This window comes from Candidatus Neomarinimicrobiota bacterium (assembly GCA_041154365.1).
Classification (GTDB): Bacteria; Fidelibacterota; Fidelibacteria; order Fidelibacterales; family Fidelibacteraceae; genus Fidelibacter; species Fidelibacter multiformis.
In genome coordinates, this window is sequence record AP035449.1 from 1,419,321 (window position 1) to 1,437,631 (window position 18,311).

An 18,311-nucleotide genomic window follows, 5' to 3' on the forward strand; every position below is an offset into this window, starting at 1 on the left:
TTTTACCATAATTAAAAAGACATTGATAAATTAGGGTAAGATAAGGAGGATCCATGAAACGCCACGAACTTGATCAATTTCTACGTCATCTATACCAGATTGAAACCTTTGATGATTATTGTTATAATGGTTTGCAGGTGGAAGGAGCAGAAAATATTCACAAGATTCTTCTGGGAGTATCTTTTCACTCCCTTTTACTGGAAGCAGCGATTCGTGAACATGCCGATGCCATCATTGTCCATCATGGGATATTCGGAAAAGACTTTTTTAAAATTCATGAACCCTTTAAAAAGACACTTCATACTTTATTAAACAAAAATATTTCACTTTTCGGCATTCACCTGCCCATGGATGCCCATCCTGAGATTGGGAACAATGCCGAATTAGCCCGGATGATCGGAGCCAGTATACTGGAACCCTTTGAAGTAGGTTTTTTAGTGGAAAACACACGGAATCTGAGTCTGCAACAAATCGTCAACCTCTATCACAAGGAACTGGATCCAGATGGAGAAAATGATGCCACCAATCACCCTTCCCCCTTGCACTACAAAAGCCGAGGTGGCATCCAGTATTATGATTTTGGTCCTGATACACCCGAAAAAATCGGAATATTAAGCGGTGGTGGAAGCGGGTATATAACTGATGCACAATCACTTGGGGCCGACACTTATATTACCGGAGATATCAAGGAACACCTGCCGGCCTACCTGTATGACCATGGTTTAAACTATATCAATCTCGGCCATTACCGGTCCGAAACCACCGGAGTGCTGGCTCTGAAGCGACTGATTGAAAAAACATTTTCTGTGGAATGTGTTTTTCGAGATATATTTAATCCTATTTAAGAGTTATGAGTTATGAGTTATGGGTAATGAGTTGGAGTTATGAGTTGTGAGTTAGCATTGTGCTTCTGTTGGAGCTTCCTGGTGTGAGATTAGTGGGTTGTGCCGTTTTGGAATGTTCTTTAGTAAAAGGTTAAAACCCAGGGAAGATTTTTTAAAATATCTGCCAGAAAATGTATTTAATAATACATGTTTATTTTTTTCTTTTTTATCATTGTTATCAACAGGGTAAATAGCTTTTTTTAAAATGCATTCCGCCCTTCCTCCCCAACCAACTCTCAACTCCCAACTCAAACTCTCCACTCACCACTCTCCACTCTCAACTCCCAAATAACATGTATTTGTCCCGGCAATTTTGTACTTTTACATATAACTCAAAGGAGCGTATATGGACAAAGAAATAAGGGAAATTTTAGACATATTTACAGAAATCAATCAAATCCCCCGGGAATCGAAGCACGAGCAACAGATATCGGACTGGCTCATGACATGGGCGGAAAAACAGGGTTTTACGGCTAAACGGGACAAGCTGATGAATGTCCTCATTCACGTCCCTCCCACCCCCGGCTATGAAAAAAGTCCTGTGGTAGTGCTTCAGGGACACATGGACATGGTGTGTGAAAAAACACCGGAATCCACCCATGATTTTCGGAAAGACGCGATTAAAGTATTAATTGACGGAGACTGGGTCCATGGGGATCAAACCACATTGGGAGCAGATAACGGAATTGCCATGGCCATGGCCATGAAAATCGCCACAGATCCGTCCATTGAGCACCCGGAGCTGGAACTGCTGTTTACGGTAGATGAAGAAACGGGACTCACCGGTGCGAATGGACTCTCCTCTGATTTTTTAAAGGGTAAGATTCTTTTGAATATAGATTCGGAGGATGATAAAAAATTTACCATCGGATGTGCCGGTGGCCGGGACACAAAAATACGATTCATCAAAGAAGATGAAGCCATTCCTGAAAATTTCGAAATTTACAAATTGTCTGTATCGGGCCTTTCCGGCGGACATTCGGGAAGTGACATTCACCTGGGACGGGCCAATGCCAATAAACTGTTGGGACGGGTTTTGGATCATATTCAGCGTCAGGTACCGGAATTGCGACTTTTATCACTTTCCGGCGGATCAGCCCACAATGCCATTCCACGGGATGCCCATGCCCTGATTGGATTGCCGACGCTTCAAACTGATCCCGCTTCCCGTTTTGAACCCTTTTTCTTCGATTTACGCCAGGAATACAAAGAACGTGATCCCCGTTTGAGCATCAGCCTTGAAAAAGCAACAGCATCGCCGGAAATGGCTTATTCAAAGTCGACAGGCTCCCGGATCATTCAAACACTCATGGCTTTACCCCACGGTGTGGCAGCCATGTCACCCACAATTCCCGGACTGGTTGAAACCTCCTCCAACCTGGCAACTCTGAAAGAGAATTCAGGTGAACTGACCATCCTCACCAGTCAAAGAAGTTCTGTTATGAGCCGCCTGGATGCGACTACCCGAAGCATTGAAAGCGTAGGGTCTCTGGCAGGCGCAGAGGTTGAATCGGGAAACGGCTATCCCGCCTGGCAACCGGATATGGACTCCACCCTGCTAAAAAAATGTACCGCCGTCTACGAAAGGGTCCACAAGAAAAAACCGGTGATTGAAGTCATCCATGCCGGCCTTGAATGTGGTGTGATCGGTGCCAAATATCCCGGCATGGAGATGATCTCTTTCGGCCCCCTGATTGTCAATGCCCACTCTCCCGAAGAAAAAATGAGTATCTCTTCGCTGGAGAAGGTGTGGCGCTTTTTGAAACAACTCCTGAAGGAATTATGAAACTCATCCGTTTAAAAAAATCCGGCCCATTGGAATTCTATTCCGCCGAAGGCAGCACACCCCTGAAACTTCCCTTTTACGAATCCACAGTGGAAGCAGGATTCCCATCCCCGGCTGATGATTACGCAGAGCTCAAGCTCGATCTGAATAAACACCTGATCCGGAATCCCTCTGCGACCTTTTACGTCCGGGTCCGGGGGCATTCCATGGTGAATGCCGGTATTTGTGACGGTGATATGTTGATTGTAGACCGCTCTCTGGAACCGAAGGACGGGGATGTAGCCGTGTGTGTAATCAATGGAGAATTTACCGTTAAACGCATTAAAAAGAGCGGGCAACAAATCGTTCTTTCCCCGGAAAATCCCGATTTTCCTGAAATGTCCGTCACCAAAGACGATGATTTCCGGATCTGGGGCATCGTTTCTTACGTAATCCATAAACCCTGAGAAACCCATGTTTGGTATTGCGGACTGCAACAACTTCTATGTTTCCTGTGAACGGGTTTTCAATCCATCCCTGGAAAAGAAACCGGTTGTCGTTTTATCCAACAACGACGGATGTATTGTGGCACGGTCCAACGAGGTGAAGGCACTTGGCATTCCCATGGGGACTCCTTTGTTTAAGGTCCGTGAAATGATTCAGGAATACAAAATCGCCGTCTATTCCTCCAATTATACCTTGTATGCCGATATGTCCCAACGGGTGATGACAGTTCTGGCCCAGATGGTTCCTTCCATGGAAATCTACTCCATTGACGAGGCTTTTTTGGATTTGCGGGGTTTTCCGCCAGACCGCCTGGAGACCCATATCCGGGACACACGAAGAAAAGTGGTCCAGTGGACCGGCATTCCTGTTTCCATCGGCGTGGCATCCAGTAAGACCCTGGCAAAAATCGCCAACCGGGCTGCGAAAAAGAAAGGGGAATACGAGGGTGTATGTATTCTTAATTCAGAGATTCTTCGGGAGGAGTTTCTGAAACACACCGCCGTGGAAGATATTTGGGGCATTGGTCCCCGTCTCTCCCGTTTTTTAAAAGCCCGGGGAATTTTTACTGCCTGGCAGCTAACCCACATGAATGACTTCTGGATTAAAAAGAATCTCACGGTTACGGGACTGAGAACGGTTTATGAATTGCGTGGAATACCGGTCCTTCCCCTGGAAGACAAAACACCGGATAAACAGGAAATCTGCACTTCCCGCTCTTTTGGAAGGCCGGTGGAAAGACTTCAGGAACTAAAAGAATCCATTGCGACATATGCGGCACGGTCGGCTGAAAAACTCCGGCAACAGCACTCTCTGGCCAATACGGTTCTTGTGTTTATCCGTACCGATCCCTTTAAAGAAGGGGCCTATCAGAATTTCAGAGTCCTCTCTCTCCCTGTCCCCACGGCCTGTACCGAAGAAATTACCGAATATGCCTTATACGGATTAAGGCACATTTACAAACCGGGATACCGCTATAAAAAAGCCGGTGTGATTCTCAGCAGTATCGTTCCGGACACCGGTGTACAGCAAAACCTTTTCGATGCCCGTCCCCGGGAAAAAAGCCGCAAACGCATGCAGGTGGTAGACCTCATCAATCAGAAAATGGGCAGTGACACCCTCCGTTTTGCTTCCCAGGGCATTCAGAAATCCTGGAAAATGAAACGGGAAAATATCACACCCGCCTATACCACAAACTGGGATGAAATTTTAACGGTTAGGATTTGACAGTCGGCAGTCATCAGTCGTTAGTCGGCAGTCGGCAGTAAACAGTTGATTGATTCGATTGGACCACTTCTCACGCGTCACGCGTTACTCGTCACTTTTTCAGTCGACAGTGGACTGTGGACATGAGGGATTGATTTGATTGATTTGATTGATTTGATTTGATTGGTTTGATTTATTTGATTGAAACGTCAGGAGCGCAGCAACGCCAACTTCAGACAGGCCGTAGCCTGTCCCTACATCTCGACACACACCAGGAGCGAAGCGACGCTAACTTCCAACTTCCACCTTCTAACTTCTTTAATAGAATTGGCGATTCATTTGATTTAGCACAAGGATTATTGGAGAGATGGGATATATGATTTCGCTTAGGTAACGCCCCCCACCCCGGGGGTAAGATACATTGAATGAGTGGAGAGTGGAGAGTCGTAGGGGCAGGATGTGTCCTGCCTCTGAGTTGGAGTCTTGAGTTTTGAGTGTATGTTTTTAGAAAATTGCAGATTTTGAGACTTAGATATTCTGACTTTTATTCATTGGATGATATTGTAATCAATTACTCCAAAGGCTATAAGTGAAACAAGATATATGAATTCGATTAGGTAACGCCCCCCACCCCGGGGGTAAGATACACCGAAATGCGACATGACGCAAGTTAATATTGTTATTCGTATATATGAATCTTCGAATCATTCTCCAGTTTATCGACTTGTATCCATCATCCCGGTTACTGATTGGACTGTGAAGCAGTCTTATAGAGATGGGATCATGGAATAAATTGCCCACAGGTGATCATCTCAAAATGCCAGCCAATGACTTCGTGACACTGTATGTATAAAAGCACCACAATTTAAATACGGAGAAACAGCTATTAAAATTCGATCGAAATAAAGTGCTTGAATTCCACGAAACAAGATCGTATCCAAATGCAATTATCTCTGCAACTCAGCGTACCCTGCGGGAGAAAAATCCATTCTCAATTCTCCATTCTCAATTCCCAATTTCCCTCCCATTTCTTCCTTTCTGAAAGCCAATTTGTAAGATTAGCACTTAAATTTATCCGGTTTGAAAGGCAAATTTCTATATTTCCTCTTTTTTATCTCCCTACTAAACCGGGAATGTCGTAATTTTCACATGGAGGAAATATGCCGCAATTAAATCATTTGAAAAAGCCGGAATGGCTAAAAATAAAGGTTCCGGGGGGTGAAGGATACCGGACCGTCAAGCAACGGCTCAAAGACCACAAACTGCATACCGTCTGTGAGGAAGCCTTATGTCCCAATATGGAAGAATGCTGGGGACGGCGAACGGCTACATTCATGATTTTGGGTGACACCTGCACTCGGAATTGCCGCTTTTGTGCAGTTAAAAAGGGAGTTCCTCTGCCACCGAATCCGGATGAACCCCGGCAACTTGCTGAAGCCGTAAACGAATTGGGTTTAAAATATGTGGTCATTACGTCGGTAGACCGGGATGACCTTGCTGATGGAGGAGCTTCCATCTGGTCTGAATCCGTCCATCAAATCAGGTCATTGAATCCGAACTGTAAAATAGAGGTTCTGATACCGGATTTCCAGGGAGATCAGAAGGCTTTGGACATGGTGCTGAGTGCGGTTCCGGATGTTGTGGGACACAATCTTGAAACCATCCCGTCTCTTTATCCCATTGCCCGGTCTAAAGGGAATTATCAGCTGTCTTTGAATGTGTTACAATATATTTCAAAGAAGGGATTCTTAACAAAAACCGGTATCATGGTGGGACTGGGTGAAAAACCTGAAGAAGTCATTGATTTGATGAAAGATGCCTATAAACATGGAGTTACATTATTTACTATCGGACAATATCTACAACCCACGTCCCGTCATTTGCCTGTTAAAGAATATGTAAGTCCGGCACAATTCATGGAATATAAAAAAATTGGGGAAACCCTGGGATTCGATCACGTAGAATCAGGGCCTCTGGTTCGATCTTCGTACCATGCCGATGAACAGGCTATCTTTCAAAAAAAGGGACAATCATGAAGAAATTACTGGCACCCTCCCTCCTCTCTGCGGACTTCCTTCATCTTGAAGATCAGATCCGGCTTACGGAAGAAGCCGGTGCAGATATCCTCCATCTGGATATTATGGATGGTCATTATGTCCCCAACCTGACCTTTGGTCCGCCATTGATTGAAAAAATCCGGCAATTGACTGATCTACCTTTGGATGTCCATCTGATGATCACAAATCCGGAAGAAACGATTGATATGTATATTGATGCAGGAGCAGACTGGATTTCCGTCCACCCTGAAACCGTCCGCCACCTGCATCGTCTGATATCCCATATAAAAGATCAAAACGTGAAAGCCGGTGTTGTATTAAATCCCGCAACGCCTGTTTCCTGCCTGCAGGATATCCTGCCTGTACTGGACTATGTGTTGCTGATGTCTGTTAACCCGGGTTTTGGTGGACAACATTTTATCCCGGATGTTTTAAAAAAAGTGGATGCATTTTTACGTTTGCGGGAACAACAGGCTTGTCCACAGGTGAAACTTGAAATGGATGGTGGAATCAATCGTGCGAATATTGCAGAAATCTCAAAGGCAGGTGTGGAAATTTTTGTAGCAGGCAGCGCGATCTATCATTCTGAAAACATTGCTGAAACGATACTCTTTATGAAAAAAACTTTATGAAAAATACAAAGAAAAATCTTCTTCCCTTTCCAGAAATACCGGAAAACCTTTCCTGGTTTTCAAATCGTTTCACCATCGATCCCATACAGAGAATTCTACGCTCCAGGAATTCTCAGGTTAAATTTTACCTTTATAAAAATGTCTTTCAAATGGATCAGATGGCAATCCATTTAAAAGTCACCAAACGGGAATTGAATGAGAACCGGAACCGTACAAAAATATTAAAATCCCTGGAGCTCTTTGATCCAGCCACACAATATGCTGAGTATCCTGCTGACAAACAGGGAGCTCTGCAGATCAATTATCTTACCTCTCTTTTAAGTGAGGCACGGGATTATAATTGTCACAAACGTATGACAGACATTCAGAATGTCTTCATTCACATTTTAAAACATCAGAATAAAGACGGTTCATTCCCCCTTCCCCTCCATCTGAATGCTCATGTCATTGAAACCCTGTTAAAATATGATTTTGAGGGGAATCGTTTTGTTGAACAGGCAATACGATGGCTGGTTCGTCAACAGAATGAAGATGGCGGATGGGGGACTTCTGATGAGGGTTCAGATGTCTGGCTTACATTGAAAGTTTTGAGTGCCTGCAGCTATCACTCCATCATGCGGGAGCGGAAAAAAATAAAACGGGGTGCTGATTTTATTTTAAATCATTATTGATCCCACTCCGAAAAGTCGACAGCCATGCTCGGGTACAGGCGTTATGACAGGCGTCAAATAGTCTATAAGTCTTTGATAATCAGTAATATAACTTGATATTGTTGATAAAATATTGTAAAATATGAGCAATATTTTAAGAGGCAAAGATGTTCAAAGAGACAGAGTCCAGTCGGCCGGTAGAGTTGTTTGGTGATGTAGAGAACCTGTTAGAATGGAACAAGAAGAAGCTGAAGAAATACCGTGATGAGACGCGATGGCACAATCAATTCCGGTGCATGGTCTATGATGTCATTGACGAGACGCCTTACCGGATATTGTTTGATGCGCGGATGGGCGCACCGAATGCCCCAGTAAAACAGTTGGTATCCATGATGATTATCAAAGAGCTGTTTCGCTGGAGCGACAGTCAGTTATTTGAGCAGTTTGAGTTTAATGTTTTGGTCCGTCGCGCCATCGGAATCGACACGCTCACGGAAGATATCCCGGTTCCCTCCACCTATTACTTATTCCGAAAGCGGATCTATGAGCATGGTAAAGAGACGGGCGAGGAATTGCTGGAAGAGACTTTTTCCCAGATAACGGAAGCACAAGTTCGTGAATTCAAGGTGGATGGACGGCGTATCCGGATGGACAGCAAATTACTGGGGAGCAATATAGGCTGGTACAGTCGTTATGAGTTGGTCCACAAGAGTTTTGAGATGTTTTATCGGGGGCTAACCAAGAGTGATAAGCGTTTTCTACAGACGCGGTATCGGACAGAGATCAGTCGTTTGTTGGGAGAAGAGGCAGAGAAGGTTGTCTATCGTCATAACCGTGATGAAGTCAATGAACGCCTAGTGCGTTTAGGTGAATTACTTTATATGGTCATCCGTCATTATAAGGGAAAAAAGGAGGAATCATTCCGGGTATTGAAGCGGGTCTTTGAGAACCAATATGAGGTGAATGAAGAGGAGAAGATTATCTTACGCCCGAAGGAGAAAATCCCCCCGGATAGTGTTCAATCGCCCCATGATCCGGACTGCACCTATCGGGGCAAGTCAGGAAAGAAGGTGAAGGGGTATCATGCGAATGTGACAGAGACCTGTGGAGAGGACTTGCATTTAATCACGGATATCCGGATAGAGGCCGCCAGTTGCGGGGAGGCCCGTTTTTATAAAGAGGCGGTGGAAGGCAGTGAAAGAGTCACGGGTCAAAGGGTAGAACATGTGCATGCTGACGGGGCTTATTACAGCGAAAGTAACAGCCGGTACTCGGAAGAAAGAGACCTTGATTTTGTGGTGACCGGAATCAAAGGAAGTGAGCCCCGATATCTGATCCATGAAACACACGAAGGGTATGTTGCCGTGGACCGCGAGAGCGGGAGCGTGTATGAACTTCATAAAGCAGAGACGTATCAAGACTCGGAAGAAGCACGATATTATATCCGAACAGACTCCGGCCGGAAATACTTTAGCAGTCTGGCCATATACACTGCTTTGCAACGTCAAAAACTGATATCCCGTCCTGAAAGAGAACTGCAGATCCGTAATAACGTGGAAGCCACGATTGGTCATTTTGCTTATGGACTTCTGAATAATAAAACACCCTACCGTCGAAAGCAGAAACAGCAGATGTGGGCTTATTGCCGGGCGATGGCGGTAAACATCAAACGAATCGCGGGATACGTACGTCCAAAAAAGCCGTTTGAAGAGCAAAAAGCAGCATTATGTGCACAAAAGGTTCAAAACACAGTCCCATCCACCCCTTGCTTTTTCATTTTTTCCTCAATCGGTCGCCATCTGGCTAATTTTTATGGCTTTTTCCAATCCAATCCCTCGATTTATCCGAAAACCCCCGTATTTATACAATTATAACCGTATTTTTTAATGGGGTTTTCGGAGGAGGCTCATTATTTATCGCTGAACAAAGGGGGTATTCTGGAAGGTCTGCAGGCATGGGACCAGCTTTCCTATGGTTACGAAGGAATCAAGGCCTTCCGGGGCGGAACTCTGAAAGTATTGGAAGTGTTGGTTCGTTTGGGATATACTGCCGAAAACAAAAGCATCCGAAAGATGTTAAACTGGCTGGAAAGCCAACAAAATATGTATGGCCTTTGGTCCGCACTGCCCCGGCAGGCAAAGGATACCACTGACGACTGGGTATCCTACCGGGTCATCCGGGTTTTACAACTTTACTATCTTTTAGCCGGAGACCGGAAACCTATCCGAAAGTTTAAAATTAAACCAGGTGGGCGGACTTCTTCAAAAAAACCCCGTTTTTTGACAGAACGTAACCTGAATGATGATGAATTATCAGAATCATCAGAAGAAAATACAGATGACAAGGAGACACTGAATGAGTCATAAAGAATTTGAAAATATTAAAGCGGACATAAGCCTGGCAGATGATTTTGAATCCCCCCAGGAAATCCCTCTTATGCCCTTGAGAAATACCGTTCTCTATCCTCAACAGGTTATTCCACTCTATATCGGTCGGGAACGTTCCCTGCGCCTGCTGGATGAACTGCTTCCTGAAACAAAACTCATTGCCGTCGTCGCTCAAAAAGATATCAGTACGGAAAATCCCAAAGAAGATGATCTGTACAGTTGGGGGACACTGGCACAGGTTTTAAAAATATTTGATATGCCGGACAAGAGTAAAAGTGCCATAGTCCAGGGAATTGAACGGATTCAGATTTTAAAGGTAACCCAGGAATCACCCTTTTATAAAGCGGTGGTTCGCCGGGTACATGAAATCAGTTACACAAACGATGTAAAAACCCAGGCGTTGGTCAGCAATCTGTACAATCAATTCCAGACCCTGGTGGATAAAGCCCAATACCTGACAAACGAACATCTGGATGTGGTAAAGGTGATTCGGGATCCTGGTAGGCTTGCTGATAAAATTGTCTCCATCCTGAATGTCCAGGTTAGTGAAAAACAGTCTATTCTGGAAATTCCGGATGTTCAGAAACGACTCACATCCGCGACGATTCTGGTGAACAAGGAAATCCAACGGATGGAAGTGGGTGAAAAAATTCAGTCCCAGGTTCAGGATTCCATCAATAAGAATCAAAGGGAGTATTTCCTTCGGGAACAATTGAAAGCCATCCGGAAAGAGCTGGGTGAAGACGATTCAGGTATGGATACGAAAGAACTGGAAGAAAAGATCGAAAAATCCAATCTGCCTGAAGAAGCTCTGAAGGTTGCCCGAAAAGAATTGACCCGTCTTGAACGGATTTCGCCTCAATCCCCGGAATATACCGTAAGCCGGACCTATCTGGAATGGCTTGTTGAACTTCCGTGGTCTGTTTCAACAGATGATCAGGTGGATATTACCAAGGCAGAACAGATTCTGAACGAAGATCATTACGGACTTGAAAAGATCAAGGAACGGATTCTCGAATATCTGGCTGTCCGAAAACTGAAACAGTTAAAAGATCCCAAAGCCGGTGTAAAAGGTCCTATCCTTTGCTTCATTGGACCTCCGGGTGTTGGTAAAACATCTGTCGGTATGTCAATAGCACGGGCTATGGGACGGAAATTTTACCGAATGTCTTTAGGAGGTGTCCGGGATGAAGCAGAGATTCGCGGACATCGCAGGACCTACATCGGAGCTTTGCCCGGACGGATTATTCAGGGGATTAAAAAGGCAGGCTCCAACAATCCGGTTTTCATGTTGGATGAAATCGACAAGCTGGGAGCTGATTTCAGAGGGGATCCGTCCAGTGCCCTGTTGGAGGTCCTGGATCCGGAACAGAATTATTCCTTTTCTGACCACTATCTGGAAGTCCCCTTTGATTTACGCCATGTCATGTTTATTGCCACCGCCAACTGGTATGATCCCATCCCGGATCCGTTGAAAGACCGGATGGAAATCCTGGAATTTCCGGGATATACAGAACCGGAAAAAATTCATATCGCCAAATCCTTTTTGATACCCAAACAGATTAAAGAGCACGGACTGGAGCAGGATGATATCGTCTTTACCAATGATGGAATCAGTACAATCATTGAAAATTTCACACGGGAATCGGGTGTGAGAAATCTGGAACGTGAAATCGCCAATATCTGCCGGAAAGTCGCCCGTGAAAAAGTAGAAAAAGGAACACGCAAACGGCGGATTACCTCATCCATGGTGACCCGTTACCTTGGGAAGAAAAAATATTACAGCGAAGTTGCCGAGCGTATGGTTAAACCGGGCATTGCTGTAGGACTTGCCTGGACAGCCGTAGGTGGTGACATCCTGTTCATAGAAGCCACAAAGATGCCAGGAACCGGAAAACTAATCCTCACCGGGAAACTTGGGGATGTGATGCAGGAATCAGCCCAGGCTGCCATGAGTTTCATCCGGGCGAATGCTGAACACTTTGGCATTGATCCCAATTTCAACAAGGAATATGATGTCCACATACATATACCGGCCGGAGCCATCCCCAAAGACGGCCCTTCAGCCGGTGTCACCTTAATGACCGCCATGGTGAGTGTTTTAAGTGACCGGATGGTTAAAGACCGTTATGCCATGACCGGAGAAATTACCCTGCGTGGACACATTTTGCCGGTAGGTGGAATCAAGGAAAAAGTGATTGCCGCAAACCGGGCAGGAATCCGAAATGTGATCCTCCCGGATAAGAATAAAAAGGATATCGATGAAGATATTCCGGCAGAAGTTAAAAAAGAGATGACTTTTCATTTTCTGGATGATATGCTGGATGTTCTGGATCTGGCCCTGGAACCCAAGAAAGACAGGGAAAAAAAATAAAAGCACATGTTTAAAAGACTCATAAAAACAGCGGCCCATTATTGGCCGCTCTCCCTTTCAGGGCTCTTTTTCTCTTTGCTCTATGCCATCAGCAATACAGCCTCACTCTGGGTTGTGGCTTCACTGATTCAGACGATTTTCAAACCGGAAGAATCGGTTTCACCTGATGCTCTCCCGGCGGATCCGGGACTCAACGAATACCTAAAGGGACTGGTTAGCCGGCTGATTGTAGATATCGATCCCGTGACAGCCCTGACGCGCCTGAGTCTTTTAATTATCTCCATTTTTCTATTGAAAAATCTCTTTCTGATCATCAAGCGATTGCTTTTCGGCCGGATGGAACTGAGCATTATTGTGGATACCCGCAATAAACTATACAGTCATATTACACGACAAACCATGTCCTACTATGATAATCACAAACAAGGCGATTTTATGTCCATCATTATGAATGATGTACTGATCTTCCGCCAGGCAATCAAGGTCATTTTTGATAAAATGGTAACCGAACCGGCAAATATCGTGATTACCATCCTCCTCCTTTTTATCATCAGCTGGAAATTTACACTTTATGTCCTGATCATGTTTCCCGTTTCAATTTTCATTTTCTGGATCGTGGGATCATCCATCCGCCGGAAAGGCCGCCGTACGCTACGACAAATGAGTGTGATTACTTCTTTTCTCCAACAGATGCTCGGAGCATTCCGCCTGATAAAATCATATCATAAAGAATCGGATGAAATACAAAATTTTAAAGACCGGAACCGGAAGTTCTTTAAAATTCAGATGCGCCAACTCCGGCTGACAGCCATCAACTCACCCTTATCAGAAATGGTGGGTGTTGTGACAGGAGCGCTGTTGTTTATGATCGGTGGAAAAATGGTCATTACCGGCTCAGCCATGGATTCAGAGGATTTCCTCCGGTATATTATCCTCCTTTTTTCTGTACTCAGCCCTGTAAAAAATCTGACATCCGTCAATGACAGTATTCAGAATGGTCTGGCAGCCGCAGAACGTATTTTCAATGTTTTGGAAACCCCCATCGAAAATTTGGAATCTCCCCATGCTGTTGAGAAAATAAACTTCGAAAAAGAAATTGAATTCCGGAATGTCTCATTTCGTTATGAATCCCACGATGTCCTAAAAAACATCAATCTGGTGATCCCCAAGGGAAAATCCTATGCCCTGGTAGGTGCCAGCGGTTCAGGAAAATCTACACTGGCAGACTTGTTATGTCGATTTTATCTCCCCCGTGAAGGACAGATACTGATAGACGGCACAGATATACGTGATATCAAGGCAGAATCACTGTATAAACTGATTGGTACAGTGTCTCAGGATGTCCAGATGCTGAATGAAACGATCCGGGATAATTTAACGTATGGGTCTGAAGGGATTAATGATGCATCCATTGACCGAGCAGTTGAAATTGCCAACGCCGGGTTTATTCATGATCTGGAACAAGGATGGGATACCATTGCCGGCGATCAGGGCGTCCGTTTATCAGGAGGACAAAAACAACGCATCGCCATTGCCCGGGCAGTATTACGGAATCCACCCATTCTAATTCTGGATGAAGCCACATCTTCTTTGGATACGGAATCGGAAAGGCTTGTACAAAATTCCCTGAACCGTCTAATGAAAGGACGGACTTCCCTGATTATTGCTCACCGTTTATCCACCATATTGGATGCTGATCAAATCGTTGTGCTCAAGAAAGGACAAATCGTTTGCCAGGGAACTCATACTGAACTCCTGCAATCCTGTCCGGACTATAAAAAATTGTACAAACAACAAATCCGGAATGATCTTGAAAAGGATTAGGAAATACCTCATATTTTTTGCTTTATTTTTCTTTCTGCTCTCTCAATTTCTGTATGCAAATGAGTATCTTTTTGATATTTATTTCCGTGGAATCCCTGGAGGAAATGCCAGTTTAGTCGTTGATTATCAAGATGATAGGGTGTTTGCTTCATTCATCATACACTCATCAGGTTTTGTTGACACTTTTTATGAAGTCAGGGATACTACCCAAATTGTAGCGTCATATCCTTCCTACCATACTCTTGAATATGACAAGCGGATCCATGAAGGAAAATATCACAGTCAACGCACATTTGATATTGAAACAATTGATACAGAAAAACTGACGTATCCTGTTCGTGATGAATATACAACCATGATCATGTTGTTGGATTCTCTTTATTTTTCCACTGATTCTGTGACTGTAAGTCTTTGGGACCGAAAAGACAGTGTATCTGTTCCCTTCAGGCTGTACAAGAAAGATAAGGATATTATCAACAGTCCTGCGGGGACCTATCCAACGCTGGTTTATAAACCGGATAAAGATTTTCGGGAAGTCTTTGAAAATGAATCGGATCTTGTGATTTGGATATCGGAAAGTATTCCACCTCTTCCGGTACAGATGCAAATTCGTCTAAAATATGGACCGCTGGTATGTGTTTTAAGAAAGGTTATTCCTTGAATACAATCAATATCCTTTTAGAAGATTTTTCTGATATTCCTTATGAAAATATTTCAAAAATACTCCGGCTTCCTATAGAGAGGCATCAAAGGCCTCGATCTCCGGAGACATTGATATCCGAGTTTATCCAATCAGGCCGGGGTGGAACCTGTTTTTCATTGAATTATACCGTTATGAAGGCATTGCGGATGAACGGTTATCCGGCCTGGCCGGTTTCTGTTCATACCGGAAGGAATTCTTTTCCCCACTATGCTGTCATTTTTTCTATCAGAGATCAATCCTATCTGGTTGACCCGGGATATTTGTTATACTCACCCTTATGTTTGAAGGAAAAGGGCAGCGATTATGGAACAAACGGTGTTTTGGATTACGAATTATCAAAGCAGAACGGAGTATATACGTTGTATTCTTTAGATTCTCAAAACCGTAAAATTCGCTATACCTTTACTCCCCAACCGGTTGGTGACCGTCTGTTTATTCATCATTGGATCCGTTCTTACGACTATATTTCAGCCCTTGTTGCCTCCCGGATTGTAGATAACAGCATTTTATATATCAATGACGATTATGTCCGTTTTACTGATGCTCACAGTGTTCAAAAAAGCTATGATATAGACAAGGCGAACAGGTATTTATCTCAATATTTTGGTTTTACACAGGAAGAAATTGACCGGGCAAGAGGAATCTTGAAAATTCATACGTCCTGAGAAGAGTGGCGTTCAGATCAATCAACCATCTAATCAATCATTCGGGCGGACACGTGATATCTGCCCCCTGTGCCCTGTCTCACCATCATACCCTCGTACCTTCTTACCCCTATTCCTTCTCTGCGGGAGGAATCTGGGAGCGACACTTGGGTCGCTCCCTACTCCCTACTCAAAACTCAAAACTCAAACTCTCTACTCTCAACTCTTAACTCTAAACTCCTCAAGCATTAGTTTCAATCGTTCAACACGTCTGTCCGGGCGGCCTCCGCGGCTTAAACCGTGGGATTCTTCGGGAAAAAGAACCAGTCTGACCGGCTTTTTATCGTATTTCAGCCGGACAAAAAGCTGCTCTGCCTGTTCCACGGGGCAACGGAGATCATTCTCCGAATGGATAATACAAAGGGGAGTATCAATTTGATCTGCATAAGTTATGGGAGACCATTTTTTATAGAGTTCCGGATTTTTCCAGGGGACATCATGAAAATCGGCTTCCAGGTCCCATCCTGTATCGGATGTGCCAAAAAAGGATGACAGATCACAAATAGATCTTTGGGTAACAGCCCCTTTGAACCGGTTTGTATGTGATATGACCCAGTTTGTCATGTATCCGCCATAACTCCCTCCTGTTACAAAACACTGTTCCGGATCCACAAAACCCAGTTCAAGAATATAGTCCACGGCCGCCATCAAATCATTCATGGCCGGTTCAGCCCATTTGCCAGTAATGGCATCGGCAAAGGCGTGACCATATCCCTGGCTCCCCTGGGGATTGGTGTACAGTACTACAAACCCGGCTGCTGCAAAGACTTGCATTTCATGAAACCAGGTATAGCCGTATTGGGCTCGCGGACCGCCATGTATCTGCAGCAACAGCGGATATTTTTTCTTTGAATTGAATCCTGGTGGTTTTAGAACCCAGCTTTGAATAACAGCATTGTCCGAAGGAATATGATATTCTTCCGGAACGTTGCAGGAAATCGAACTCATATACTCGTCATTCAAAAAAGTAATCCGGCGAAAATGTTTTTCACTGTTCAGTTCCAAAAGCCAGATTTCGTCGGGTCTTTCCATTTGAGCGAGATGTACAGCGATGTTTTTTCCATCACGGGACATACTGAAAGACACGACACATTCAGGTCCGTCTAAAAGAGGTGTGATTTCTCCGGATAAAATATTGAATTTAAACAAAGGATTGGCACCTTCGGAAGAAACAGTGAATAAAAGGTCTTCCGAAGTTTGAAACAGGGCTTTTTGTTTCACAAAGGATGGCGTGATATCCCCCAGAGTTACCATATCTGTTGTCCTGTCCAGAGAAGCTGTCAGTGAATGGATTTCTCCCGTTTCCAGATGAAGCTGCTGAATTTCCGAATTGACAGCCCCCCAGCTGTGGCCTGGTTTAAAATGACCTGCAAAATAGAGGTATTTACCTTCAGGATCAGCCTGAACCCATCCTATAGGACCTGCCGGCTTTTCGATTCTGACATGGCGTTTTTCCTTCAGTGAATAAAAGAAAATGGATTCTTCATCCATGTGCCTGTCCGGATCTTCATGATCATTCGTCACATAATAGATGCCTGTCCCATCATGATTCCAGGCAAAATCCGTCACATCCCGTGGCACATCCGTGATAGGGATAAGTCTGCCACCCCTGCTTTTTACGATAAATAACTGAACAGCTCTTTTTTGGCGGAAACCTTCTCCGTCAAGACGATAAAAAAGTCTGTCAATATCTCTTTTCAGAGGTTCTTTTTTACGGTCTTCACCGGATACATCATATTTTTGAATGAGAACCGCGACCCATTTATCATCCGGAGAAAATGCGAGATCCTGGATATCGCCATCCTCCAGGCTGATCAATGGCATGGGCTCTCCCAATCCCCCATAAAAGGACAACAATTCAGATTTATTTTGGGTGGAACGGATAAAAAGCAGTTGTTTCCCGTTTCGGTTCCAGCGGGGTTTGATATCCTTTTGTTCACCCCGGGTAAATTGTACCACCGTACCCCTTACGGTATCTACAGAATACAGGTTGGAATAATATTTCTGTTCTTTCTTGTGGATCCACTTTTTCACAAAAATGACTTTCTTACCATCCGGTGAAATTTGCGGATCCGATGGAAACTGAAGATCATAGATATCCTCAGGACTCACGTATTTTTCCTGTTTACTCATCGTATCAATCCCTCTTTAGAGTTCCTTATAATAAATTCGTGATGGCTTGCCGCTAAAAAGATCAATACCATCTTCCATGCGGGTCCACCCGTATTTCTCGTAATATCCGTCCAGGTCTGTAGTTAAATATACTTTGTGAAAACCAGCGTTCCCTGCACACTGTACCGCATGGTCAAGTAACAGACTCCCAAATTGATTCCCACGATAAGCTTCATCTACATAAAGGCAGGCAACCCAGGGATACAGGTCATGGCGGCTGATAAAATCATTGATGATCAATGCGGCACATCCTATGATATCATCATCGTGCAGAAGAAGATAAAATTGAGGGAGTCCCTTATCATTTTCAGACGCATTGCGAATGGCATCCTCATAAAAAGCATAATTTCCGGCATTTCCCCATACTCCGTGAATGTAGCGGATTCCTGCTTTAAGTCCATTTTTATACTTTTTTACATTGATCATTTCAACCATCGTTTTTTACCTGT

General features: G+C 44.3%; 16 protein-coding genes. 13 read left to right on the plus strand and 3 right to left on the minus strand.

Annotated elements, in window-relative coordinates:
• Positions 1-53 precede the first annotated feature (53 nt).
• Positions 54-845, plus strand: a complete 792-nt coding sequence (locus strainIA91_RS06170) for a Nif3-like dinuclear metal center hexameric protein (RefSeq protein ID WP_400165899.1) — start codon at positions 54-56, stop codon at positions 843-845.
• A gap of 51 nt (positions 846-896) precedes the next feature.
• Here the strand turns inward: strainIA91_RS06170 and strainIA91_RS06175 are convergent, their stop codons facing one another.
• On the minus strand, positions 897-1,145 hold the full coding sequence (locus tag strainIA91_RS06175; protein WP_400165900.1) for a hypothetical protein: 249 nt from the start codon (positions 1,143-1,145) through the stop codon (positions 897-899).
• 85 nt (positions 1,146-1,230) lie between these two features.
• On the opposite strand from strainIA91_RS06175, the gene strainIA91_RS06180 reads away from it, so the two are divergent.
• From strainIA91_RS06180 to strainIA91_RS06235, 12 genes are all read left to right on the plus strand, one after another.
• Positions 1,231-2,670, plus strand: coding sequence for an aminoacyl-histidine dipeptidase (locus strainIA91_RS06180; RefSeq protein ID WP_400165901.1), 1,440 nt, complete (start codon positions 1,231-1,233; stop codon positions 2,668-2,670).
• The gene (locus tag strainIA91_RS06185; protein WP_400165902.1) at positions 2,667-3,116 is read left to right on the plus strand and encodes a LexA family protein; all 450 of its coding nucleotides are present in this window, start codon (positions 2,667-2,669) and stop codon (positions 3,114-3,116) included. The genes strainIA91_RS06180 and strainIA91_RS06185 overlap by 4 nt, the downstream gene beginning before the upstream one ends.
• Before the next feature lie 7 nt (positions 3,117-3,123).
• Complete coding sequence (locus tag strainIA91_RS06190; RefSeq protein ID WP_400165903.1) at positions 3,124-4,380, plus strand: Y-family DNA polymerase; 1,257 nt, start codon at positions 3,124-3,126, stop codon at positions 4,378-4,380.
• A gap of 1,139 nt (positions 4,381-5,519) precedes the next feature.
• Entirely contained in the window at positions 5,520-6,395 is an 876-nt protein-coding gene (gene lipA / locus strainIA91_RS06195) for a lipoyl synthase (protein WP_400165904.1), read from the plus strand.
• Positions 6,392-7,048 carry a ribulose-phosphate 3-epimerase gene (gene rpe / locus strainIA91_RS06200; RefSeq protein WP_400165905.1) on the plus strand — a complete coding sequence of 219 codons (657 nt, stop codon included), beginning with the start codon at positions 6,392-6,394 and terminating at the stop codon, positions 7,046-7,048. The genes lipA and rpe overlap by 4 nt, the downstream gene beginning before the upstream one ends.
• On the plus strand, positions 7,045-7,719 hold the full coding sequence (locus strainIA91_RS06205) for a prenyltransferase/squalene oxidase repeat-containing protein (RefSeq protein ID WP_400165906.1): 675 nt from the start codon (positions 7,045-7,047) through the stop codon (positions 7,717-7,719). The genes rpe and strainIA91_RS06205 overlap by 4 nt, the downstream gene beginning before the upstream one ends.
• 146 nt (positions 7,720-7,865) lie before the next feature.
• Positions 7,866-9,572 (plus strand): transposase, encoded by a 1,707-nt coding sequence (locus tag strainIA91_RS06210; protein WP_400165908.1) that lies wholly within the window; start codon positions 7,866-7,868, stop codon positions 9,570-9,572.
• 12 nt (positions 9,573-9,584) lie between these two features.
• Positions 9,585-10,064, plus strand: a complete 480-nt coding sequence (locus strainIA91_RS06215) for a hypothetical protein (protein ID WP_400165909.1) — start codon at positions 9,585-9,587, stop codon at positions 10,062-10,064.
• Positions 10,054-12,459 carry an endopeptidase La gene (gene lon / locus strainIA91_RS06220; RefSeq protein WP_400165910.1) on the plus strand — a complete coding sequence of 802 codons (2,406 nt, stop codon included), beginning with the start codon at positions 10,054-10,056 and terminating at the stop codon, positions 12,457-12,459. The genes strainIA91_RS06215 and lon overlap by 11 nt, the downstream gene beginning before the upstream one ends.
• 6 nt (positions 12,460-12,465) lie before the next feature.
• Complete coding sequence (locus strainIA91_RS06225) at positions 12,466-14,283, plus strand: ABC transporter ATP-binding protein (protein ID WP_400165912.1); 1,818 nt, start codon at positions 12,466-12,468, stop codon at positions 14,281-14,283.
• Complete coding sequence (locus strainIA91_RS06230) at positions 14,264-14,944, plus strand: DUF3108 domain-containing protein (RefSeq protein WP_400165914.1); 681 nt, start codon at positions 14,264-14,266, stop codon at positions 14,942-14,944. Before strainIA91_RS06225 ends, strainIA91_RS06230 begins: the two co-directional genes overlap by 20 nt.
• Positions 14,941-15,651 (plus strand): arylamine N-acetyltransferase, encoded by a 711-nt coding sequence (locus strainIA91_RS06235; RefSeq protein WP_400165915.1) that lies wholly within the window; start codon positions 14,941-14,943, stop codon positions 15,649-15,651. Before strainIA91_RS06230 ends, strainIA91_RS06235 begins: the two co-directional genes overlap by 4 nt.
• A gap of 198 nt (positions 15,652-15,849) precedes the next feature.
• On the opposite strand, the gene strainIA91_RS06240 is transcribed toward strainIA91_RS06235, so the two are convergent.
• Positions 15,850-17,823 (minus strand): prolyl oligopeptidase family serine peptidase, encoded by a 1,974-nt coding sequence (locus strainIA91_RS06240; protein ID WP_400165916.1) that lies wholly within the window; start codon positions 17,821-17,823, stop codon positions 15,850-15,852.
• Positions 17,824-17,838: 15 nt separating this feature from the next.
• Positions 17,839-18,297 carry a GNAT family N-acetyltransferase gene (locus strainIA91_RS06245; protein WP_400165917.1) on the minus strand — a complete coding sequence of 153 codons (459 nt, stop codon included), beginning with the start codon at positions 18,295-18,297 and terminating at the stop codon, positions 17,839-17,841.
• Positions 18,298-18,311 lie beyond the last annotated feature (14 nt).